General features: G+C 68.6%; 19 protein-coding genes. 7 read left to right on the top strand and 12 right to left on the bottom strand.

Annotation, left to right across the window (positions count from 1 at the left end):
• Positions 1-20: 20 nt before the first annotated feature.
• Together ACE3OU_RS03700 and ACE3OU_RS03695 are read right to left on the bottom strand one after the other, a co-directional pair.
• Positions 21-2,330, bottom strand: coding sequence for a CHASE2 domain-containing protein (locus ACE3OU_RS03700; protein ID WP_374240191.1), 2,310 nt, complete (start codon positions 2,328-2,330; stop codon positions 21-23).
• Positions 2,331-2,335: 5 nt separating this feature from the next.
• Positions 2,336-3,892 carry a FecR domain-containing protein gene (locus tag ACE3OU_RS03695; RefSeq protein WP_374240190.1) on the bottom strand — a complete coding sequence of 519 codons (1,557 nt, stop codon included), beginning with the start codon at positions 3,890-3,892 and terminating at the stop codon, positions 2,336-2,338.
• 234 nt (positions 3,893-4,126) lie between these two features.
• On the opposite strand from ACE3OU_RS03695, the gene mscL reads away from it, so the two are divergent.
• Positions 4,127-4,546, top strand: coding sequence for a large conductance mechanosensitive channel protein MscL (gene mscL / locus ACE3OU_RS03690; RefSeq protein ID WP_374240189.1), 420 nt, complete (start codon positions 4,127-4,129; stop codon positions 4,544-4,546).
• A 42-nt stretch (positions 4,547-4,588) separates the two neighbouring features.
• On the opposite strand, the gene ACE3OU_RS03685 is transcribed toward mscL, so the two are convergent.
• From ACE3OU_RS03685 to pyrE, 4 genes are all read right to left on the bottom strand, one after another.
• Positions 4,589-5,317: a response regulator transcription factor gene (locus ACE3OU_RS03685; protein WP_374240188.1), complete on the bottom strand. Its 729-nt coding sequence runs from the start codon at positions 5,315-5,317 to the stop codon at positions 4,589-4,591.
• A 72-nt stretch (positions 5,318-5,389) separates the two neighbouring features.
• A complete protein-coding gene (locus ACE3OU_RS03680; RefSeq protein WP_374240187.1) occupies positions 5,390-6,031 on the bottom strand; it encodes an MBL fold metallo-hydrolase in 642 nt (213 codons plus the stop codon).
• Positions 6,032-6,465: 434 nt separating this feature from the next.
• Positions 6,466-7,065, bottom strand: a complete 600-nt coding sequence (locus ACE3OU_RS03675) for a hypothetical protein (RefSeq protein ID WP_374240186.1) — start codon at positions 7,063-7,065, stop codon at positions 6,466-6,468.
• A 37-nt stretch (positions 7,066-7,102) separates the two neighbouring features.
• Entirely contained in the window at positions 7,103-7,750 is a 648-nt protein-coding gene (pyrE, locus tag ACE3OU_RS03670; RefSeq protein ID WP_374240185.1) for an orotate phosphoribosyltransferase, read from the bottom strand.
• A gap of 33 nt (positions 7,751-7,783) precedes the next feature.
• Here pyrE and ACE3OU_RS03665 point away from each other — a divergent pair, with 33 nt between their 5' ends.
• From ACE3OU_RS03665 to ACE3OU_RS03645, 5 genes are all read left to right on the top strand, one after another.
• Positions 7,784-8,572: an exodeoxyribonuclease III gene (locus ACE3OU_RS03665; protein ID WP_374240184.1), complete on the top strand. Its 789-nt coding sequence runs from the start codon at positions 7,784-7,786 to the stop codon at positions 8,570-8,572.
• A gap of 236 nt (positions 8,573-8,808) precedes the next feature.
• Positions 8,809-9,117 carry a YqjD family protein gene (locus tag ACE3OU_RS03660; RefSeq protein ID WP_374240183.1) on the top strand — a complete coding sequence of 103 codons (309 nt, stop codon included), beginning with the start codon at positions 8,809-8,811 and terminating at the stop codon, positions 9,115-9,117.
• Between the two features lie 7 nt (positions 9,118-9,124).
• A complete protein-coding gene (locus ACE3OU_RS03655) occupies positions 9,125-9,508 on the top strand; it encodes a phage holin family protein (RefSeq protein WP_374240182.1) in 384 nt (127 codons plus the stop codon).
• Complete coding sequence (locus tag ACE3OU_RS03650; protein ID WP_374240181.1) at positions 9,505-9,789, top strand: YqjK-like family protein; 285 nt, start codon at positions 9,505-9,507, stop codon at positions 9,787-9,789. Before ACE3OU_RS03655 ends, ACE3OU_RS03650 begins: the two co-directional genes overlap by 4 nt.
• A gap of 26 nt (positions 9,790-9,815) precedes the next feature.
• Entirely contained in the window at positions 9,816-10,373 is a 558-nt protein-coding gene (locus ACE3OU_RS03645; protein ID WP_374240180.1) for a hypoxanthine-guanine phosphoribosyltransferase, read from the top strand.
• 47 nt (positions 10,374-10,420) lie between these two features.
• On the opposite strand, the gene ACE3OU_RS03640 is transcribed toward ACE3OU_RS03645, so the two are convergent.
• The 6 genes from ACE3OU_RS03640 to ACE3OU_RS03615 form a co-directional block, all read right to left on the bottom strand.
• Complete coding sequence (locus tag ACE3OU_RS03640; protein WP_374240179.1) at positions 10,421-11,716, bottom strand: cobyrinate a,c-diamide synthase; 1,296 nt, start codon at positions 11,714-11,716, stop codon at positions 10,421-10,423.
• Positions 11,713-12,504: a uroporphyrinogen-III C-methyltransferase gene (gene cobA, locus ACE3OU_RS03635; protein WP_374240178.1), complete on the bottom strand. Its 792-nt coding sequence runs from the start codon at positions 12,502-12,504 to the stop codon at positions 11,713-11,715. The genes ACE3OU_RS03640 and cobA overlap by 4 nt, the downstream gene beginning before the upstream one ends.
• Before the next feature lie 19 nt (positions 12,505-12,523).
• Positions 12,524-14,401 carry an SAM-dependent methyltransferase gene (locus ACE3OU_RS03630; RefSeq protein ID WP_374240177.1) on the bottom strand — a complete coding sequence of 626 codons (1,878 nt, stop codon included), beginning with the start codon at positions 14,399-14,401 and terminating at the stop codon, positions 12,524-12,526.
• Positions 14,402-14,585: 184 nt separating this feature from the next.
• The gene (locus tag ACE3OU_RS03625; protein WP_374240176.1) at positions 14,586-18,464 is read right to left on the bottom strand and encodes a DUF3683 domain-containing protein; all 3,879 of its coding nucleotides are present in this window, start codon (positions 18,462-18,464) and stop codon (positions 14,586-14,588) included.
• 221 nt (positions 18,465-18,685) lie between these two features.
• Positions 18,686-19,768 carry an SGNH/GDSL hydrolase family protein gene (locus ACE3OU_RS03620; protein ID WP_374240175.1) on the bottom strand — a complete coding sequence of 361 codons (1,083 nt, stop codon included), beginning with the start codon at positions 19,766-19,768 and terminating at the stop codon, positions 18,686-18,688.
• A 289-nt stretch (positions 19,769-20,057) separates the two neighbouring features.
• Positions 20,058-20,414 (bottom strand): RidA family protein, encoded by a 357-nt coding sequence (locus ACE3OU_RS03615; protein ID WP_374240174.1) that lies wholly within the window; start codon positions 20,412-20,414, stop codon positions 20,058-20,060.
• A gap of 61 nt (positions 20,415-20,475) precedes the next feature.
• On the opposite strand from ACE3OU_RS03615, the gene ilvA reads away from it, so the two are divergent.
• Positions 20,476-22,029 carry a threonine ammonia-lyase, biosynthetic gene (gene ilvA, locus ACE3OU_RS03610; RefSeq protein WP_374240173.1) on the top strand — a complete coding sequence of 518 codons (1,554 nt, stop codon included), beginning with the start codon at positions 20,476-20,478 and terminating at the stop codon, positions 22,027-22,029.
• The last annotated feature ends 94 nt before the right edge of the window (positions 22,030-22,123 follow it).

Genomic DNA, 22,123 nt, shown 5'->3' with positions numbered 1-22,123 from the left:
ACGACTCGACGGTCGCGATCTTACCCCAGGGCGCGCAGGGGCAGGCGCAGCGCGAAGGTGCACCCTTCCCCGGGGCGGCTGTCCACCTCGACCGTGCCACCGTGGCGCTCGGCCACGGTCTTGACGATGAGCAGGCCGAGGCCGACGCCGCTGGGCTGGTCGCGCCCCTCGTCGACGATGCGCGAGAAGCGCCGGAACAGCCGCGACAGGGACTCGGGCGGGATGCCGGCGCCCTGGTCGCGCACCCGGATCACCCAGTCCGGCCCCTCCGCCGACAGGCTCAGGAACACCTGGCTGTCGGCGGCGCCGTACTTGATGGCGTTGGTCAGCAGGTTGATCACCGCGCGGCGCAGCAGCGAGAAGTCGCCCCGCACGATGGCCTCTTCCTGCTCCGCGGCGCGGGTGTCCACCTGAATGCGGATGCCGCGGGCCTGGGCCTGGGGCCACACCTCGTCGGCCGCCGAATCGACGAGACCGGCCAGGTCCAGCTCGACGAAGTCCTTCGGGTCGGAACCCTCGGCCCGCACCAGGCGGAACAGGCCATCGGCCAGATCGAGGGCCGAGCGGGCGTAGCGGGCTATCCGCGGGATCTGCTCGACCTGCCCCTCCGGCGAGCCCTTGTAGCCGTCGATGAGGGTCAGGATGGAGGCCAGCGGCGCCCGCAGGTCGTGGGACAGGAAGTGCATGGTGTCCTCGCGGCTGCGCTGGGCCTCGTGCATCACCGTCACGTCGGCCAGCCCGATCACCCGGCCGGAGCGGGCCGTGGCATCCCCGACCAGCTCGGACACCGACACCAGCAGATGGCGGTTCTTGTTGGGCGACAGCTCGAACTGGCGCGAACCCGCCGAGCCGCCGAGATCGGGCAACCCGTCGCGCATCGGCACATAGGCCGGCCACGGCAGCGCGTGGAGCGCCGCCAGCAGGGCATCGCTGCGGAAGGCATGGAGCAGCTGGCGGGCGCGCTCGTTGTGGAGGATCACCCGGTTGGCCTGGTCGATCACGACCACGCCGATGGGCAGGTGCTCGAGGGTGCCCGCAATGAAGCGGCGCACGTCCCGCTGGTGCTGGGCCGCCCGCCGGACGATGCGGATGCGCTGCTCGAGGCCGTCGACCACCGCCTGCTCGTGCTCCCCCGGCGAACCGCCCAGCGGGGTGCCCTCCCGTTCGAGGGCGATCAGCTCGGCATCCAGGTAGCGCTGGGCGAACTCGAGGCGGCGCCAGCTCCACAGGGGGTAGGCCAGCATGCAGCCGAGCACCGCCGGGGCCGGCCCGAACCACCAGCCGCCGAGGTGGAGCATGGCGCCCGACAGCGCGATCGCCAGCGCCCCGAGGGCAAAGGGCGCGACGAAGCCGGTGCGTGCGTCCGCATACAGCAGGATCAGCATCAGTGTCAGCACCATCGCCACGGCCAGCGCGGCGGAGACCCACGGCGGGAGCATCTCGACCATGGCGTTGCGGCGCAGCGCGTCGAAGATGTTGGCCTGCACCTCGACACCAGCCATCGGGCGCGACAGGCCCGAGGTGGGGGTCAGCACGGACTCGGCCAGCCCGGCGGCGGTGACGCCGACGACGAGGATCTTCCCGCGCAGTTCGTCGGCGGGCACCTCGCCTTCGAGCACGGCCCGATAGGAGAAATGCCGATAGGAGCCCGGCGCCCCAGAAAACGGGATGCGCCGCCAGTGGGTGCGCATCCACTGGCCGTGATCGGGCTGCGCGTTCAGCGGCGCCGGCCCCTGGGCCAGCGGATGGCGGGGGTCCACCCGCTTCAGCAGCGCGAGGGCCAGCTGCGGATGCCGCGCCGCGCCGAAGCCTTCCCACAGATAGACGCTGCGCGCCACTCCGTCGGGGTCGAACTCCACCTGACCATGGCCGATGGCGGCCGCAGCCTCGGCGAAGATCGGCAGCGGCCGCGTCTCGCCGGTAAGGACCGCGCCGGTGGAGGCCTGGACCACCGGCAGCACGACCTGCCCGTAGCGGCGCATCGCGTCGGCCAGCAGGCGGTCGGCGTCGGGATCGTCACGGCTGGGGGTATCGAGGATCAGATCCATCATCATCGCCCGCGCGCCGGCCTCCCGGGCCCGGTCGACGAGCGCCGCATGGACCCGCCGCGACCACGGCCAGCGGCCCAGGCTGGCCAGGCTCGCATCGTCGATGGCGATGATCACCACGTCGCTGCTCGGCGGCCGCATGAAGGCCGACAGGCTGCTGTCGTAGATGCTCTGGTCGATGCGCCACAGCCAGCCTTCCAGCGCGGCCAGCAGCACGATCACCACGCACATCGCGGTGACCGCGAACCACTCGAAGGTAGGACGACGCAGGAGATGGGTCACGGATCTCACTGACCCGGCTTGGGCGGCGCCGACAGGCGCCAGGGCAGCACGAGATGGCTGGACAGCGTCTGTACGGCGGACCACGGGCTGACCGTACCGTCCGCATCGACGGCACGCACCCGCAACGCGTAGGAACCACCCGGCAGCGCGGGAACCGTCACCGCCGGCTCGCCGATTCGCTGGTCGACCAGCAGCTCGCCGAAGGCCGGGTCGCGGGCCAGCTGGAACTCGTAGATGCGGCCTCCCGGCTCGGCGGGCCAGGCGAAGCGCAGGCGGCTGTTGTAGACCTCCAGCGCCACCGGCCCCGGCACCCGCCGCACGGCGACGGCCCGGGCGTCACCCCACGGACCCGGCTGGCCGTTGCCGCGCAGGCTGGCGACGCGCCAGAAATACGCCCCCGGCGGCAGGCCCGTATCGACGGACGTCGCCGGGCTGTCCCGTTCGATGAGCAGATCCTTGAAGGCCGCGTCGCGGCTCACCTGCACGCGGTAGCCGGCGGCCTCCGGCACCGGCTGCCAGCTCAGGGTCGCGGCAGCGGGAACATCGGGTTGCGGCGGCACCGGCCGGGCCCGCAGCGCAAAGGGGCGGGCCACGTCGTAACCTTCCAGGCCGGCCTCGTCGATGGCGCGCACCCGCAGCCAGTAATCACCGTCGGGCAGCCCGGCGAAGCGCGCCGGCGATGCCTCGAACAGGCCGTCCATCACCACGTCATTGAACGCCTCATCGCGGGCCACCTGGGCCCGGTAGCGCACGGCCCCATCGACCGGGGCAAACGCAAACTGCAGCGCGACCCGCTCCAGCACCGCCGGCACCCCGCCGAGCGCCGGTGCCCGCAGCAGCGGGCGCAGCGGCGGCAAGGGCGCACCGGCCTTCGCGACCACCCCGAAACCGGCCGGCAGTGCCGTTGCCGGCCCCGCGCCGCTGGCGCTCATGCGCACCTCGCCGCCGGTCACCTCGGTCTGGGCACTCCCGGCGGCCAGATCCGAGCCGACCCGGAAGGCGGTGCCACGCACCCCCACCACCGCCGTCGGCGTGCGGATCTGGTAACGCGCGGCCGGGCCGCGCTGGGCCATCACGCTCGTCTCGACGCGGCCCCGCTCGAGATAGACGCGGGTGTCCTGGCCGTCGAAGCCGCGGAACCCCTGCACCTTGTCCAGGCGCACCACGCTGCCCGGCTGCAGGGTCAGGCGCGACTCGTCCGGCATCAGCAGGGTGACGAACGCCCCCTCGCCGGTACGCAGCTCGGCGCCCCCCTCCAGGGTCTCGCCGACGGCGAGCGGCCGCCCGCCAGAGGTGGCGTCACCCTGCACGGCCAGCACGCGGGCGCTGCGCCGCTCGACACGCAACCAGCCTTCGGGAATGCGCAATTGGGACCCGACCTGCAGGTGCGCAGGATTCGGAATGCGGTTATGGGACTGCAGGCCCTGCCAGCCGAAAGGGGGGGCCAGAAAACGCTTCTCCAGCCCGATCAGGGTGTCGCCGGCGCGGGTCGAATAAATGAGATCGACATCAGCGGCACCAGCGCCGGTGGCCGCCGTCAGCACGACAAGGCCGCTCAGCATGCAAGAAAAAGGACGGGCCACGGACATTACCTTTGGTCTGATTCGGCCAACTATATTAGATTGGGAGACGGGGCAAGGTGCAAAACTTAGCAAATTCGTCCATAAGACGGGATGCCCATGCTAAATACGCCGCTTGCTCCCGTAATGCGCCCCTTATCATGGTCGACACGGTCGTCGGGCTTCCGCCCGGCGCGCCCCTCAAGCTTTTCCCTCACTTTTGAAAAGGAGTCATCCATGAGCTTCATCCAGGAATTCAAGGAATTCGCCATGAAAGGCAATGTCGTCGACCTGGCGGTCGGCGTCATCATCGGCGGCGCATTCCAGAAAATCGTCGACTCCCTGGTCAAGGACATGCTGATGCCGGTCCTCGGCAAGCTGCTCGGCGGGGTGGATTTCAAGCACCTCTACATCAACCTCGGCGACAAGACCTTCGAGACGATGGAAGCCGCCGAAAAGGCCGGCGCGCCGCTGTTCAAATATGGCGTGTTCATCAATTCGATCATCGATTTCCTGATCGTCGCGATGGCCATCTTCGTGGCCATCAAGGCAATGAACAAGCTGAAGCGCAACGAGCCGGCACCGGAACCTGCAGCCCCGGTCGATCCGGAAGACATCAAGCTGCTGCGGGAAATCCGCGACGCCCTGAAAAAATAAGGCGCAATTGGAGGGGCCTCATGAAACGGGCCCCTCGATGACTCAACCCTGTGAAACCACCTCGGCGCCGAGGGTCGTCGCCTCGGTCGGATCTATTCTTTCGAGCCGATAGCCGAAATTGTAAGTCGGGGTCAGCCGGAAACCGTTTTCCGGACGCAGGTTGAGCTTGCTGCGGACACGGCTGATGTGGGTGTCGACCGTCCGAGTGGCGAGGTCGGGGTTGCGCCCCCACACGGCTTCCAGCAGGTGGCCGCGGGACAACAGCCGGCCCAGGTTGCGGAACAGGAAGGCCGCCAGCTCGAACTCCTTGTCGGTCATCTCGACGACCGAGCCGTCGACGGTCAGCACCTTGCGGGCCAGGTCGAAATGATAGGGCGCCACCACCAGGGTCTGGTTGGCATTGCGCGGTTGCGAGCGGCGCATCACGGCCTCGATGCGCGACAGCAGTTCGATGCGGCGCGGCGGCTTGACCAGATAATCGTCGGCACCGGCGCTGAAGGCGTTGGCGATATCCTCCTCCGCATCCCGCGAGGTGATGAAGATCGCCGGGGTGTCGTTGCCGCGTTCCACCCGCAGCCAGCGCAGCACCTGTTCACCGGTCAGATCCGGCAGGACCCAATCCACCAGAAACAGATCGAAGCTTTCACGGCTCGCCACCCGCATGAGTTCGCGAGCCAGCCCGAAACCGTGCACGTCGTGTCCGGCTTCCCTCAGCCAGCCTGTCAATACTTCCATCTGGGCCGGATCGTCTTCGAGAATAGCGAATCGCACGCTGACCTACCTTTTTTTCAAGAAATTAAGCTCGCCAATTCACGACATCGATGAGTGCGGATTTCCCGCCCGTCATGCGAAGTCCCCCACGTAGGGATTGCTTTCACGTTCCTCACCGAAATCCGACATCGGTCCATGGCCGGGAATGAAGGCAACATCCTTCCCCAGCGGCCAGAGCTTATGACGAATAGAATTCACGAGCATGGCATGATTGCCACGCGGGAAATCGGTACGGCCAATCGAACCGGCAAAAAGCACGTCCCCTACCACCGCCAGGCGCGCGGCGGCACTGAAAAACACCACATGCCCGGGCGTATGCCCCGGACAATGCAGGACATCCAGCTTCTCCTGCCCGATGTCGACCACGTCGCCATCGACCAGCCAGCGGTCGGGCGTGAAGGCCTCCAACTGCGGAAAACCGAACATCTTGCTCTGCTGCGGCAAGGCCTCGATCCAGAAGCTGTCTTCCCGCTCCGGGCCTTCGATCGGCACCGACAGCTGGCGCGCCAGCGCCGCGGTGCCACCTGCGTGATCGATATGCCCGTGGGTCAGCAGGATCTTCTCGACGCTGACGCCCAGCTGCGCGACACCCTCGAGAATCCGGTCCACATCCCCGCCCGGGTCCACGACCGCGGCCTTGCGCGTCGCGTCGCACCACAGCACCGAACAGTTCTGTTCGAAGGGAGTAACAGGAATGATCTTGTATCGAAGCATGATTTATTCAAAGTGTGCCCGGGCCGCAGGTGAATCGCGATCACGGCCGGATGCGTCAATCCCGATGCCGGGCACTGGTGTGAGTACGCAACCTGAAGTTTAGCACGCACCAAATCGGCGCCCATTAAACCTATCGCTCCGTGGCCTTCCATGCGGGTCAAACGACACTCATGTTTTCATTCCAGATCGATTGGCATCGATGCAGATGTCAGAAATTGCTGCACGAGCCGGCCTGGAATATGCGGCGTTGTCGCCTGAAAGCCCGAAGCCATAAGGGTAATAGGAATCCCCCGCCTAAAATACTAACGTCACCTTTTTTAATTTGAGCAATTGTGAAAGCGGGGTCGGCGCCCCCCTGGACGAGAGCCGGAAAAGGCAACGCAGGGAACGGAAAGACGCGATGGAGCCAGCGGAGGAAGAGGCCGCAGCGGCGCTCAGTGGGGCGCCCCGGCCGCCGGACGCGGGTCGGTGAGCATGATGTAGCGGGTGCGATCCTGCTCGTAGCGGCTGCGGATCGCCTCGATGTCGCGGCGCTTGGCTTCGACCAGCAGGCCCTGGGCGTTGAGCTCGCTGTCGGATTCGCGCAGGGCGGCCGCCAGCGCCGGGGGCATCTGGCGCTTCTGGTAGAACTCCGCCTCGCGGTTGAGGCCTTCGCGCTTCTTGAGCATCAGCGCGCGGCGGGCCTCCGCCTGCTTGAGCTCGGTCGCCACCGCCTCGATCGCCCGGTCGCGCCGGGTCTCGATGTCGGCGACGCTGGAGTAGGTCTCGAGCAGGGACTGGTTGCGGCGCAGCTCGGCGCGCCGGCTGGCGATCTCGGCCCGGCGCGCGCGCTCCTCGGCCTCGCGGCGGGCCAGCTGTTCGGGCGTCAGCGGCGCCTCGACGAGACGCCGCACCGTGCCCTGCGGACTGACCTCACGGTAGCCCTTGCCGTAGCACTGGAGCGGCAGCACGTCGCCGCAGACCTGGTGGCCGTTGTCGGTGCAGCAGAAGACGGTACCCTTGGGGGGCGTCTGGGCGCCCGCCGGGAGAACCATCCAGAGCGCGCAGAGCAGGACACCTCGCCGCATCGGATCAGGCGTCCGCGGACACGCCGTAGGTTTCGCGGTAACGCTGGACGGCGTCCAGGTTGGCCGCGAGGGCCGGACTGTCGTGGAGATAAGCGATGAGATCCTTGAGCGTGGCCACCGCGAGCACCGGAATGCCGTAGGTCTGCCCGACCTCCTGGACCGCCGACAGGCTGCCCGTGCCGCGCTCCATGCGATCGAGGGCGATCACCACCGCCGACGGCGTGGCGCCATGGGCGCGGATGATCTCGACGGATTCACGCACGGAGGTGCCGGCGGAGATCACGTCGTCGAGGATCGCCACCCGGCCAGCCAGCGGCGCGCCCACCAGGGTGCCGCCCTCGCCGTGATCCTTGGCTTCCTTGCGATTGAAGCAGAACGGCAGGTTGTGGCCGTGCTCGGCCAGCCGCATCGCCGTGCCGGCGACCAGCGGGATGCCCTTGTAGGCCGGCCCGAACAGCATGTCGCAGGGCAGGTCGGCGGCGAGCAGGGTGCGCGCGTAAAAATCGCACAGGCGGCCGAAGGACGCGCCGTCGTTGAACAGGCCCGCATTGAAGAAATAAGGAGACAGTCGCCCAGCCTTGGTGACGAACTCCCCGAACCGGAGCACGCCCTTGTCGCAGGCGAGCTCGATAAAATCACGGCTAAAATTCACGTTAATTCCAAAATCCGGACCAGGTTAAACAAAATGTTACGCGTCGTTACTGCCAACCTCAACGGAATCCGCTCCGCGAGCGTGAAAGGCTTCCTGTCCTGGCTCAACAATCAGGATGCCGATGTGGTCTGCGTTCAGGAACTCAAGGCCCAGCTTCCGGACCTTACGTCAGAGATGCTGAGGCCAGGTGAGTTCAATGGATACTTTCATTGCGCCGAGAAAAAAGGCTACAGCGGGGTCGGAATTTATACCCGAAACACGCCTGACGCCATCGTCGAAGGTATCGGAAATGCGGAATTCGATGCCGAAGGCCGCTACCTGCAGGCCGACTTCGGCGACCTCTCCGTCGTCTCCCTGTACCTCCCTTCCGGCTCCAGCTCAGAGGAACGCCAGGCCGCCAAGTTCCGCTTCATGGACCTCTTCCTGCCCCGCATGGCCGCACTTCGCGCCAGCGGCCGCCACGTGATCGTGTGCGGCGACTGGAACATCGCCCACCGGGAACTCGACCTCAAGAACTGGAAATCCAACCAGAAGAACTCCGGCTTCCTTCCGGAAGAGCGCCAGTGGATGTCCCGCCTCTTCGACGAACAAGGCTGGATCGACACCTACCGCCGGCTCCATCCCGATGCCACCGACGCCTGCTACACTTGGTGGTCGAACCGCGGCCAGGCCTGGGCCAAGAACGTCGGCTGGCGCCTCGACTACCAGATCGCCACCCCCGAACTGGGCACCCGCGCCACGCGCAGCGCGGTCTACAAAGACCAGCGCTTCAGCGACCATGCGCCCCTCACGGTGGATTACGATCATCCCTGGCAGCCCTGACAACACACTCGAAAACCCATATTGGGTTCCCATGATAGTCGGGCAGGCGCGGATTTGAAAGCACCACGCCGGTGTCCCCTGCCCGCCCGGCAGCCGGGTCCGCGCCCCGCGTCATCCGGCATGAATTGCCTTCGGAAACGATTGGGATTAGCCTTGGCATCAGAACACGTGGCGACTCGTCGCGTCCCGCCCGGCATCCGCATCCCCATTACCTGGTCATCACCCTGGAGAAAACCATGAACGACACCCAAGTTACGAAGGACAAGCTCGTTTCCGACTTCAAGGCCGTCGTTGCCGACACCGAGGAGCTCCTGAAGCTCACCGCCGGGCAGGCCGGCGACAAGGTGGCCGACGTGCGCGTGCGCCTGAACGACAAGCTCACCGCCGCCAAGTACAAGCTGCAGGACCTCGAAGCCGCCGTCGTCGAGAAGACCAAGGCCGCCGCCCGCGCCACCGACGACTACGTCCACGACAACCCCTGGAAGTCCGTCGGCATCGCCGCCGGCGTCGGCTTCCTGCTGGGCCTGCTGGTCAACCGCCGCTGAACGCCGCATGAGCGATCCCGCGCCCACGCGCCTCGGCGAGTCCCTGCGGGGGCTCGCCGATTCCGGCCTCGCCACGCTCCAGACGCGGCTCGAGCTGTTTGCCGTGGAGCTCAAGGAGGAAAAGCTGCGCGCCGGCGGCTTCCTCTTCGACACCGTCCTGGCCGCGCTCTTCATCGGCTTCGGCATGGTGTTCCTGCTGGTCTTCCTCACCGTGCTGTTCTGGGACAGCCACCGGCTGCTCGCCCTGGGCCTGGCCACCACCGTGTTGCTGGCCGCCGGCATCTGGGCCGGTACCCGCGCGGCGACCCGCCTGCGCGCCGGGTCGCGGCTGTTCGCCGCCAGCCTGGCCGAGATCGCCCAGGACCGCGAAACCCTGCGTCCCAAGGAATGAGCCCCGAACTCGTCCAGCTCGCCCTGCGCAAGCAGAGCCTGCAACGCCGCAGCGCCGAACAGCGGGAGGCCATCGTCCATCACGCACGGGGCCTCTCGCCGGTGTTCCAGGGCATCGACCGCCTCGCCGACGGCGTGCGCTGGGCGCGGAACAACGCCCCGATCCTGTCCGGCGTCGCCGTCTTCATGCTGGTGGTGCGCCCGCGGGCGGCCCTGCGCTGGGCCCGCCGCGGCTGGCTGGGCTGGCAGATGTTCCGGCGCGTCCAGAAACTGGTTTCCTGAACCTCCCGAATCCCAAGCCGATGCCCATGACCGTCGATCTCGACGAAATCCGCCGGGTCCGCGACGAGGCCGACTGCCTGTGCAGCGCCGAAGCCGTCGATCAGGCCCTCGACCGCCTCGCCTCCGACATCACCGCGCGGCTGCACGACCGGAACCCGCTGATCTACGCGGTCATGAACGGCGGCCTGGTGCTGGCCGGACGGCTGCTGCCGCGCCTGCCCTTCCCCCTCGAGCTGGCCTATCTCCACGCCACGCGCTACGGCCACGCCCTGGAGGGCACCCTCCTCGACTGGCGCGTGCGCCCCACGCAAGACCTGCGCGGGCGCACCGTGCTGGTGCTCGACGACATCCTCGACGAAGGCCACACCCTCGCCGCGATCATCGACTACCTGAAGGGCGAAGGCGCCCGGGAGGTCGTCTCGGCGGTGCTGGTGCACAAGGTGCACGAGCGCAAGGCCTACCCCGGCATGCGCGCCGACTTCACCGGGCTCGACGTGGCCGACCGCTTCCTGTTCGGCGGCGGCATGGACTACAAGGGCTACTGGCGCAACGCGCCGGGCATCTACGCGCTGAAGGGGCACTGACGGCGGGCCGGCAGGGCCCCGCGGCCCGCCAGCGCCCCGCTCCAGGCTCAGGCCACGGCGCCGAACAGCACCGCCGTCGCCGCCGGGTTCGACGGAAAATAGAAATGCACGTAGGAGGCGGTCGTCCCGCCGTGCCGATACACCGCCTCGCCCGCCCGCCCGCTGAGCGACGTGGCGCGGACCAGGGGCTGCAGGGGCGTCTCGCTCTTAGAGTAATGGAAGGTATGCCCGGCGAACCGGCCTTCCGGCAGCTCGACCACCTGGGTGCCCAGCGCCGCCAGACGAGCCTGCATGTGGGTATGGCCCGGCAGCAGGGCGGCGCCCGGGTGGCAGACCCCTTCCTTGTCGGTGAGCGTCTCGAAGAGGCTCATCATGCCACCGCATTCGGCGAGCAGCGGTTTGCCCGCCGCCGCGTGGGCGCGCAGGCCGGCCAGCCAGTGCGGGTTTGACGCCAGCCGGGCCGCGTGCAGCTCCGGATAGCCCCCCGGCAGCCACAGGGCGTCGCAATCCGGCGGCGCCTCGTCGGCCAGCGGCGAGAAGAACGCCAGCTCGGCCCCCAGCGCCTCCAGCACATCCAGATTGGCCGGGTAGATGAAGCCGAAGGCGGCGTCGCGGGCGATGGCCACCCGCCGCCCGGCCAGCCGCGGCTCGATCGGCGGCAGCGGCGCGGCCGGGAACGCCACCGGCGGCGGCAGATCGGCGGCGCCGGTGCGGGCGAGGTGGTCAGCGAGCAGGTCGAGACGCGCGTCGAGGTCGGCGATCTCGGCCGCCTGCAGGATGCCCAGATGGCGCTCCGGCAAGGCAGCCCCCTCGTCCCGCGGCAGCGCCCCGTACCAGACGATGCCCGGCCCCAGGCTGTCCTGCAGCAGCCGGGCGTGGCCCTCGCTGCCCACGTGGTTGGCGAGCACCCCCGAGAACGGCAAATCCGGCTGCCAGGTGGCGAGGCCATGCACGATGGCGCCGAAGGTCTGGGCCATGGCCTTGGCATCGATCACCGCCATCACCGGGATGCCGAAGCGGCGGGCGATGTCGGCGCCCGAAGGCTGGCCGTCGAACAGCCCCATCACCCCCTCGACGAGGATCAGGTCGGCCTCGCCGGCCGCCTCGTGGAGGCGCCAGGCGGCATCGGCCTCGCCGCACATGCCCAGGTCGAGGTTGTAAACGGGCGCGCCGCTGGCCACCGCGTGGATCTGCGGATCGAGAAAGTCCGGCCCGCACTTGAACACCCGCACCTGCCGCCCCTGGCGCCGGTGCAGCCGGGCCAGCGCCGCGGTGACCGTCGTCTTGCCCTGACCCGAGGCCGGCGCCGCGACGAACAGCGCCGGACACATCGGCGCGCTCATGACGCCTCCTCCGGCTGGAACCAGGCGAGGCGCGCCTGCAGGCCGACCACATCGCCGACGATGGTCAGCGCCGGCGGCACGATGCCCGCCGCCTTGACCGCCTCGGCGAGGTGGCCGAGGTCGGAGGTGACCACCTTCTGCGCGCTCTGGGTGCCCCGCCGCACCACCGCGGCCGGCGTGCTGGCCGGCAGGCCGTGGGCGACCAGCTGGTCGCAGATCGCCGGCAACTGGGTGATGCCCATGTAGAAAACAAGGGTCTGGCGCGGGCGGGCGAGCATGTCCCAGTCGAGGCCCACGCTGCCGTCCTGCAGGTGGCCGGTGACGAAGACGCAGGCCTGGGCGAAATCCCGGTGGGTCAGCGGAATCCCCGCGTAGGCGCTGATGCCCGACGCTGCGGTGATGCCCGGGACCACCTCGAAGGGCACTCCGGCATTCACCAGTTCTTCGACCTCTTCGCCGCCACGCCCGAAGATGTACGGATCGCCGCCCTTCAGGCGCACCACCTTGCGGCCCTGGCGGGCCAGGTCGACCAGCAGCTGGTTGATCTGGCCCTGGGGCAGGGCGTGCTGGGACGCCTTCTTGCCCACGTAGATGCGCTCCACACCGTCGGGCACACACGCGAGGACGCTCTGGCTGACCAGATTGTCATACACCAGCACGTCGGCCGCACCGAGCAGGCGCAGGGCCCGCACGGTCAGCAGCTCGGCATCGCCCGGGCCGGCACCCACCAGATAGACCCATCCCGGCCGTGCCGGAGCACGTTCGGGGGGGCAGTTCGAATCAAGCACGTCGACACTCTCCAGGAATTCAGCGCGGCTTGCGCCACAGGGCGAGACGCACCGGCGCGGCCGGTGCGAAACGCAGGCGCCCCGCCACCGTCTCGCCGGTGGACAGGGACAGCTCCTGCCAGGCCTCCGCCGGCACCTCCGCCGAGAAGGCCAGGAGCTCGGCCCGGGCATGGTCGTCCTCGGCCGTGGCCACCAGGCGGCCGCCCGGTGCCAGCCGCGCCCAGGCCGCCGCCAGCCAGTCGGACAGGCCCACTCCGCCGCGCACGAAGACGGCCTCGGGCGCCGGCCACTCGCGGCAGCGCAGCGGCGAGGCGGCGGGGATCGCCGCCAGGTTCTCGCCGACGCCGGCGCGCGCCATCGCAACCCCCAGCAAGCTGGGGTCGACGCCCACCGCGCGCAACCGCGCCGTCGGCACCGCCCGCGCCCATTCGAGCGCCAGGCTGGCCTCGCCGTCGGAGATCGCCCAGCCGGTTTCCCAGGCCGCGGGCTGCAGCCAGGCCAGCGCCAGCAGGCGCGCCGCCAGCGGCAGCGCGGCGTGGGCCGCATCACCCAGGGTGTCCGCGGAGATGCCCGGCAGTTCGGCAAACAGGCCCGCCGACGGGCCAGTGGCAAGGATCAACACCGCCCGCGGCTCGAAGCTCTCGCGCAGCTCGGCGAGTTCGGTGGCCAGCCAGGCGCGGGCCTGCACCTGCCCGCCGGCAAACTCGCAGACCCACACGCGGGCGGCGGAAAAACCGGACTCCACCAGCAGCCGCGCCACCGCCACCGGAGCGGCGGCATCGGCCAGCGGCACCGCGAACAGGCGATGGGCCCGCAGCTGGCCCCGCAGGGCCGCCAGCGGTGCACGGCGCAGATCCACCACCGAGACGATGTCGGGCGACAGCCCCAGCGCCGCGCAGGCCGCCTGGACGCGGCCGACGCCGGGCAGCACCCGCACCTCGCCGGGCCCCAGCTCGGCCAGCAGCTCGGCGGCCGGACCGTCGCCGACCGCGTCGCCGACCACCGCCAGCACGCTGCCGGCATGGCCGACGCGGCGCAGGTCGAGGTGGACGGACTCGGGCGCGCACAGGGTCTGGGGCACCTCCAGCCCGAAAGCGGCGAGGCGGTCGAGGGCGTCGGCGCTGCCGAGCACCCGCTGCGCGCCCTTCAGCGCGGCCAAGGCCTCGGCGGAGAGCGCCGGAGGCGTGTCGAGGCCGAGGCTGACCACCGTGAGGGGCGACAGCGGAGCCGGCTCGACGGGGGCTTCGGCCGTTTCAGCGGCCTCCGCCAGTGCAAGCGGCTCAGCCACGGGCTCGACCACCGGCAGCCCGGCGACGGCCTCCGCCGGCTCGGGTTCGGCGGATGGCGGCGTGACGGGGGTGTCGGCGGCGGGGTCGTCTCCCCTGGCGGTCTCGCCGCTGGCGGGGCGCTCGGTGCGGCCGCGGCGACGGCGGCGCTTGCGCCGGGTGGCCTCGGCCTTGACCTCCGCCTCGGGGGCGCCGGCCGGAGGGGCCTCGTCGGCCGCCGCGACAGCGGGCTCGACCACGGCCTCGGCAACCGGCGGCACGGAGACGTCGGGTACGGGCGACGCCGGCTCCGGCTCGATGGCGGCGACGGGCGCCAGCTCGGCCACGGCAACGGGCGGCGCGGCGAACAGATCGGCCGTCACCGGGATCTCGGCTGCGGCGGGCTCCGGCGCCACATCGACCGCCTTGGCCTTCGGCTTGCGCGGCGCGCGCTTGGGCTTGGCGGGCTTCGGCGGCGCCTCGGTGGCGGCGGGTGCGGCCGCTTCGGCGGCCGGCATCAGCTCGGGCGCCGGCGCGGGCTCGGCCTTCTTGCGGGGTGCGCGGCGACGCGCCGGCTTGGGAGCTTCCACCGGGGTTTCCTGCAGCAGGGCGGTGTTCTGGTCTTCACTCATCTTCGGACGCCCGTGGCCACCCACGCGCGGAAAAACGGGGGAAGCAGGATAGCACGAAGCCTTTTCGAGCCGCGGCGGCACGCATGGCCAGGATGGGCAGTTTGACGAGGAATCGGCCCTTCCGGCGCCCCATGCGACGAGGCCCGCTTGCGCGGGCCCCGATCTGTGGCGAACGGCAGGCGGCTTACAGCAGCACGCGCTCGATGCCGCCGTTGTTGGCCTTGGCCACGTAGTCGACCATCCAGTTCTCGCCGAGGATGTGCTTGGCCATCTCGACGACGATGTAGTCGGCATCGACGCCGCCGGCGTCGCCGCTGTAGCGGGACAGGCCCTGCAGGCAGCTCGGGCAGGAGGTGAGGATCTTGACCGGGGTGGCCGCGTCGGCGCCACGCAGCTTTTCGGCGCCCTTCTCGATCTCCTCCTGCTTGCGGAAGCGCACCTGGGTCGAGATGTCGGGGCGCGACACCGCCAGGGTGCCCGACTCGCCGCAGCAGCGGTCGGAGAGATCGACCCGCGTGCCCATCAGCTCGTTGGCCACCTTGATGCCCGAATGAACCTTCATCGGGGTATGGCAGGGCTCGTGGTACATGTAACGGGTGCCGGTGATGCCCTCCAGCTTGAGGCCCTTCTCCATCAGGTATTCGTGGATGTCGAGGAGCCGGCAGCCGGGGAAGATCTTCTCGAACTGGTACTTCTGCAGCTGGTCCATGCAGGTGCCGCAGGAGACGATCACCGTCTTGATGTCGAGGTAGTTGAGGGTGTTGGCGACCCGATGGAAGAGCACCCGGTTGTCGGTGGTGATCTTCTGGCCGGCGTCTTCTTCGCCCGCGGCGGTCTGCGGGTAACCGCAGCACAGGTAGCCCGGCGGCAGCACGGTGGTGGCGCCCACCTGATAGAGCATGGCCTGGGTGGCCAGGCCGACCTGGCTGAACAGGCGCTCGGAGCCGCAGCCCGGGAAGTAGAACACCGCCTCGGATTCGTCGCGCTTGACCTGCGGGTTGCGGATCACCGGGACGATGGTGTCGTCCTCGATGTCGAGCAGCGCGCGGGAGGTGCGCGCCGGCAGCCCGGCCGGCATCGGCTTGTTGATGAAGTGGATCACCTGGGCCTTGATCGGCGCCTTGCCGAGGGTTGCCGGCGGGTGCTGGACCTGGTCCTGGATCAGGCCGAGGCTGCGGCCGATGCGGTGGCCGAGGCGCTGCGCCTTGTAGCCGAGGCCGATCATGCCGCCGCGGATCAGCTTGATGGTGGCCGGGTCCTTGGCGGTCAGGAAGGCCATCGCCGCGGCCTTGCCGGGGTTGAACGACTTCTTGCCCTGCTCGCGCAGCAGGTTGCGCATCTTGATCGACACGTCGCCGAAGTCGATGTCCACCGGGCAGGGCTTCTCGCACTTGTGGCAGACGGTGCAGTGGTCGGCCACGTCCTCGAACTCGGCCCAGTGGGCCAGCGAGATGCCGCGGCGGGTCTGCTCCTCATACAGGAACGCCTCGATCAGGAGCGAGGTGCTGAGGATCTTGTTGCGCGGGCTGTAGAGCAGGTTGGCGCGGGGCACGTGGGTCGAGCACACCGGCTTGCACTTGCCGCAGCGCAGGCAGTCCTTGATGTCGTGGGAGATCTCGCCGATGGCGGTCTGCTCCATGATCAGCGACTCGTGGCCCATCAGGTTGAAGCTGGGGGTGTAGGCGTTGTCGAGGTTGCCGCCCTTCATCAGCTTGCCGCGGTTGAAGCGGCCTTCCGGGTCCACCTTCTGTTTGTAGGCCCAGTAGTTGGCCATCTCGGCGTCGGTGAGATAGTCGAGCTTGGTGATGCCGATGCCGTGCTCGCCGGAGATCACCCCGTCGAGGGAGCGCGCCAGCGCCATGATGCGGTCCACCGCCTGGTTGGCGGTCTGCAGCATCTCGTAGTTGTCGGAGTTGACCGGGATGTTGGTGTGCACGTTGCCATCGCCGGCGTGCATGTGCAGGGCCACGAAGACGCGGCCGCGCAGCACCTGCTTGTGCAGCTTTTTAAGCTCGTCGCGCACCGGGCCGAACAGCTGGCCGTCGAAGATCTTGTCGAGGCGGACCTTGAGCTCGGTCTTCCAGGAGGTGCGGACAGAGTAGTCCTGCAGGCGGTGGAACAGCCGCGGGTTGGCCGCGCGGTTCGAGAGCTCGCCGGCCTGCACGCCGTAGTCGGCAAACTGCGGCTCGGCCTCGGCCAGCGGCAGGTCGAGGTTGTCGAGCAGCCACTGCCAGCGGCGGCGCACCGAGGCCACGAGTTCGAGGGCGTCCTTGCGCTTCTCGCCGATGAACTCGTCGCGGGAGATGGTGGCGTCACCGGTATCCAGCGGCAGCTCGCCCTGCAGGAACTCGCCGAGGGCGTCGCACAAGGCCAGCTTGTTCCGGGTGGACAGCTCGATGTTGATGCGCTCGATGCCGTCGCAGTAGTCGCCCATCCGCGGCAGCGGGATCACCACGTCCTCGTTCACCTTGAAGGCGTTGGTGTGGCGCGAGATGGCGGCGGTGCGCGAGCGGTCGAGCCAGAACTTCTTGCGCTGCTCGGGGCTGACGGCGATGAAGCCCTCGGCGCCGCGGGTGTTGGTCATGCGCACCACGTCGGAGACGGCGCCCATCACGGCGGTCTCGTCGTGGCCGACCACGTCACCGATCAGCACCATCTTGGGCCGGCCGTGGCGCTTGGCCTTGGTGGTGTAGCCCACCGCCTTCACGTAGCGCTCGTCGAGGTGCTCGAGGCCGGCCAGCAGCACGCCGGCGGCATGCCCGGCGCCGCCCGGCTTGAAGTAGTCGGTGATCTCGACGATCGCCGGCACCGCCTCGCGGACCTGGCCGAAAAATTCGAGGCACACCGTGCGGGTGACCGGCGGCATCTTGTGGAGCACCCAGCGGGCGGCCACGATGAGGCCGTCGGTGCCTTCCTTCTGCACGCCCGGCACGCCGCCGAGGAACTTGTCGGTGACGTCCTTGCCCAGGCCGTCCTTGCGGCAGGCCGCACCCGGCATGCTGAGGATCTCCTCGCCGAGCGGCTTGTAGCCCCTGGCGTCGAAGCGCTTGAGGCGGAAACGCACGGTTTCCTGCTCATGGATCTTGCCGAAGTTGTGGTCGAGGCGCTCGACCTCCAGCCAGTTGCCGTCCGGCGTGACCATCTTCCACCAGGCCAGGTTGTCGAGGGCGGTGCCCCACAGCACGGCCTTCTTGCCGCCGGCGTTCATCGCGATGTTGCCGCCGATGCACGAGGCGCTGGCCGAGGTCGGATCGACCGCGAACACCCGGCCGGCGGCCGAGGCGGCCTCGGAGACGCGGTCGGTGACGACGCCGGCGCCGGTGCGGATGGTGGCGTAGGGTTTATCGTGGCCGGGCAGCACGACCTCCTCGACCGGGCCGATGGTGATCAGCTTCTCGGTGTTGATGACCACCGAGCGGGCGTCCAGCGGCACGGCGCCGCCGGTGTAGCCGGTGCCGCCCCCGCGCGGGATGATGGTCAGGCCGAGCTCGATGCAGCTCTTCACCAGCGGCGCCATCTCCTCCTCGGTGTCCGGGTAGAGCACCACGAAGGGGTACTCGACGCGCCAGTCGGTGGCATCGGTGACGTGGGAGACCCGGGCATGGCCGTCGAAGCAGATGTTGTCCTTGCGGGTGTGGCGCACCAGCTCATGCTGGACGCGCTTGCGCAAATCGTAAGTGTCTTCGAAGAAAGCCTTGAAACGATCCACCGCAGCCTGGGCCGCCGTCACCAGGCTGGCCACCTTGGCGCTGCGCTCCGGGTCTTCGGCGCTCGCCTCGAGGCGGCGCTTCTCGACCTCGTCGAGGCGGTGGCGGAGGGCCTCGATCAGCGCGCCGCGGCGGTCGCGGTTGGCGAGCAGGTCGTCCTGCAGGTAGGGGTTGCGCTGGACGACCCATACATCCCCCAGCACCTCGTAGAGCATCCGCGCGGATCGGCCGGTCACGCGCTCGCTGCGCAGGGCGTCGAGGGTTTGCCAGGCTTCGGTACCGAGCAGGCGGATGACGATCTCCCGGTCGGAGAACGAGGTGTAGTTGTACGGGATTTCGCGCAGGCGTTGAGTCATTGCGGTACGTGTGTCTTTAGCGGCGAAGAACCTGCCATTTTAGCCAAGGGTGTCAAGCTGTCCAGAAATTCAAGTCCTTACTTGCGACGCGGGCTTGACGAATGGGCGTCGGACCCCCGGTCAGACAAGGCGGAGGCGGGAAAGTTGTGCCCCGTCGCCCGACCCGCCCAAAAATGAAAAACCCGCCGGCAGGGGCGGGTTGTGCAGGGCTGCGGGACGACTCAGCCGCGGCGGCTGCGGCGGCCGGCTAAGCCCATCAGGCCGAGGGCGGTGAGGCTCAGGGCCAGCTCGCCCGGCTCCGGCACCACCAGCTGGGCGTAGATGGTGCGGGCCGCCCACTCATGCAGCACGGCCGAGGGGTGCTCCGTGTCGTAATAGAGGTATTCGCCCTCGTTGGGGCACTCGTTCGCCGTGGCGCTACCGGGAGCCGGCGAGCCGTCGATCTGGCCGTCGTAGCAGGCCCCCGTGACGTTGGTCAGGCCATAGGCCGCCGGGTTATCGGTCATCGCCGTCTGCAGCGCGAAGGCGTCGAAGAGCGTCACGCTGGAGGTGGGCAGCGTGTAGAAAGGCAGCATCGCGGCCAGGGTCTGGTTGAAGCCGACGCTGGCCCCCTGGAAAAGGTCCGAGACGCCCGAGCCGAAGTAGGCAGCCAGTCCCCGTGCGGCCGGCGTCAGACTGAGATCGGGCGAATTGCCGATCAGGAAGTTCCTGGCTCCGAGGGTCTGGAGCGTCAGGAGGGCCGAGAGGATGTCACCAGGAGCCGTCGGGTCACCAATTTTCGTGGGATCGCCAATCGTCTGGACGATTTGCCCACCGATCGGCGCCAGATTGCCCCCCATCATCAACGAGGTCACGGCCGCATCGGACATGTCGTTGGCGCCGATCCACAGCACGTACAGCGCATTGGGGTCCGCCGCATGGCCGGACTTGCTCAAATAGGCGTCGATCTGCTCGTTGAAGCTGAGCCCCCCAAAGGGGAGCAGATCGTCCCGGACGTATTCGCTGCGGGCACCGCCGTAGGCGTAGTTGTTGCCGCCCAGCTCCGACGGCGTCAGCGTCAGCCCGAAGTTCGCAGCGAGGCGGTCGGCATAATTGAGGCCGTTGGTGAAACGGCCCCTGTTGGGGCCATCCGTGTAGTAGTCAGGCGCGGGTACATCGCCGACGATTTTCAGGTCGTTGCCCGAATCAGAAAGACTGTCGCCGAACACGTACATGTTCGAATACGGGCCCGCCTGGGCGGCAAGGGCGGTGAAACTCAAGGCCAGGGCGGCGGCGCCACGGCTCAAACGGGTGGTCCAGGACATCGGGATCTCCTCAGGGCATATCGATGGGGTGTGGCGGAAGCGAGCACCGCAAGCCCGCCAAGACGGTGAGCCTCCGATCGCATTCCAAGCAAATGACACGCGGCCCGGGAACGCCTTGCTGAACGCATTTTTATTCTCCGGAAACGCTCCGGAGCCCGATAGCAAAATAAATGCCCAATTTGACTTAGCTCGTCACATCAACCAGTTACGCATCGAAAAAATCACACAGAAAGATAATTTGTAAAAATTTTCGACATCGACGCAGAGAATTTCCTTGCGCCCGGCGCGTTCAGCCTCCCACCGCGGCCTGCACCGCGATCTCCACCTTCCAGCCCGGGCTGGCCAGGCGGCCCACCTGCACGCAGGCCCGCGCCGGTGCCGTCCCGGCGGGCACCCAGGCGTCCCACACCGCATTGACTGCGTCATAGTCGGCCATATCCACCAGATACAGGGTGGCCAGCAGCAGGCGCCCCTTTCCGCTGCCGGCGCGTGCGAGCAACACCTCGAGGCTCTCCAGCATCTGCGCGGTCTGGGTCGCGATGTCGGCGCTCTCGTCGGGGGGCACCTCGACGCAGTACACGACGCCCTGGTGAACGGTGAAATCGGAGTAGCGCGGCGTGGTGCCGGCCCGCTGGATGTCGCTCATGGAAGCCTCCCCGGATCAAAAACCCCTATGTTGCAGTGCGGCCGCTCCGGCTGCTACCCTCATGTGCTTCCCCAGCCGACACACAGGTCAAGCCATGAGCGCGCAGCACCCCGACTACCTGCAGAAGATCCTCACCGCCCAGGTGTACGACGTGGCGATCGAGACCCCCCTCGACCCCGCCCCCAACCTGTCGGCGCGCATCCACAACCCGATCTTCCTCAAGCGCGAGGACATGCAAGCGGTGTTCAGCTTCAAGCTGCGCGGGGCCTACAACAAGATGGCCCACCTCGGCCCGGCGGCGCTCAAGCGCGGCGTGATCTGCGCCTCCGCCGGCAACCACGCCCAGGGCGTCGCCCTGTCGGCCAAGCGCCTCGGCGCCCGCGCCGTGATCGTGATGCCGACCACCACCCCGGCCATCAAGATCGACGCGGTCAAGCGCCACGGCGGCGAAGTGGTGCTGGCCGGCGAGAGCTATTCCGACGCCTACGGTCACGCCAAGGAGCTCGAAAAGACCGAGAAGCTCACCTTCGTCCACCCCTACGACGACCCCGACGTGATCGCCGGCCAGGGCACCATCGCGATGGAGATCCTGCGCCAGCATCCCAAGCCCATCCACGCCATCTTCTGCTGCGTCGGCGGCGGCGGCCTGCTGGCCGGCATCGCCGCCTACGTGAAGCGCGTGCGCCCCGACATCAAGGTGATCGGCGTCGAGACCGCCGACGCCAACGCCATGACCCAGTCGCTGGCCGCCGGCAAGCGCATCGAGCTCGACACCGTCGGCCTCTTCGCCGACGGCGCGGCCGTCAAGCTGGTCGGCGCCGAAACCTTCCGCCTGTGCCAGGAATACGTGGACGAGATGATCGTGGTGGACAACGACGCCATCTGCGCCGCCATCAAGGACGTCTTCGAGGACACCCGCTCGATCCTCGAGCCCGCCGGCGCGCTGTCCCTGGCCGGCGCCAAGGAATACGCCAAGCGCCACCACCTGCGCGACAAGACCCTCGTCGCCATCGCCTCCGGTGCCAACATGAACTTCGACCGCCTGCGCTTCGTCGCCGAGCGGGCCGAGGTGGGCGAGAAGCGCGAGGCCGTGCTGGCCGTGACCATCCCCGAGAAACCCGGCTCCTTCAAGAAATTCTGCAAGCTGCTCGGCAGCCGCAACATCACCGAGTTCAACTACCGCTACGCCGACGCGAACCAGGCCCACATCTTTGCCGGCGTGGGCGTGCACAACCGCGACGAGGGCATCCGCCTGGCCGAGATGCTGCAACGCCACGAGCTGCCCTGCCTCGACCTCACCGACGACGAGATGGCCAAGAGCCACATCCGCTACATGGTCGGCGGCCACGCCCCCCAGGCCGAAAACGAGGTGCTCTACCGCTTCGAGTTCCCGGAGCGCCCGGGCGCCCTGCTCAACTTCCTGGAAACCCTGCGTTCCGACTGGAACATCAGCCTGTTCCACTACCGCAACCACGGCGCCGACTTCGGCCGCGTGCTGGTGGGCATGCAGGTCCCGCCGGCCGACCGCGAGGCCTTCCAGGGCTTCCTGGCCCGGCTGGGCTACGCATACGTCGAGGAAACCGGCAACCCGGCCTACAGGATGTTCCTCGGCTGAGCGTCACCGGCCCGGCGCCCGGTCACACCCGGGTTCCGGGCATCCCTCTCGCAAGGAAACCCAGCGCCGCCCGGGTTTGCTTGCCTCCCACGGG

It is taken from the genome of Zoogloea sp. (assembly GCF_041908905.1).
Classification (GTDB): Bacteria; Pseudomonadota; Gammaproteobacteria; order Burkholderiales; family Rhodocyclaceae; genus Zoogloea.
The sequence above is the reverse complement of the archived record's forward strand: the minus strand, read 5'-3'. Positions and strand labels throughout refer to the sequence as shown.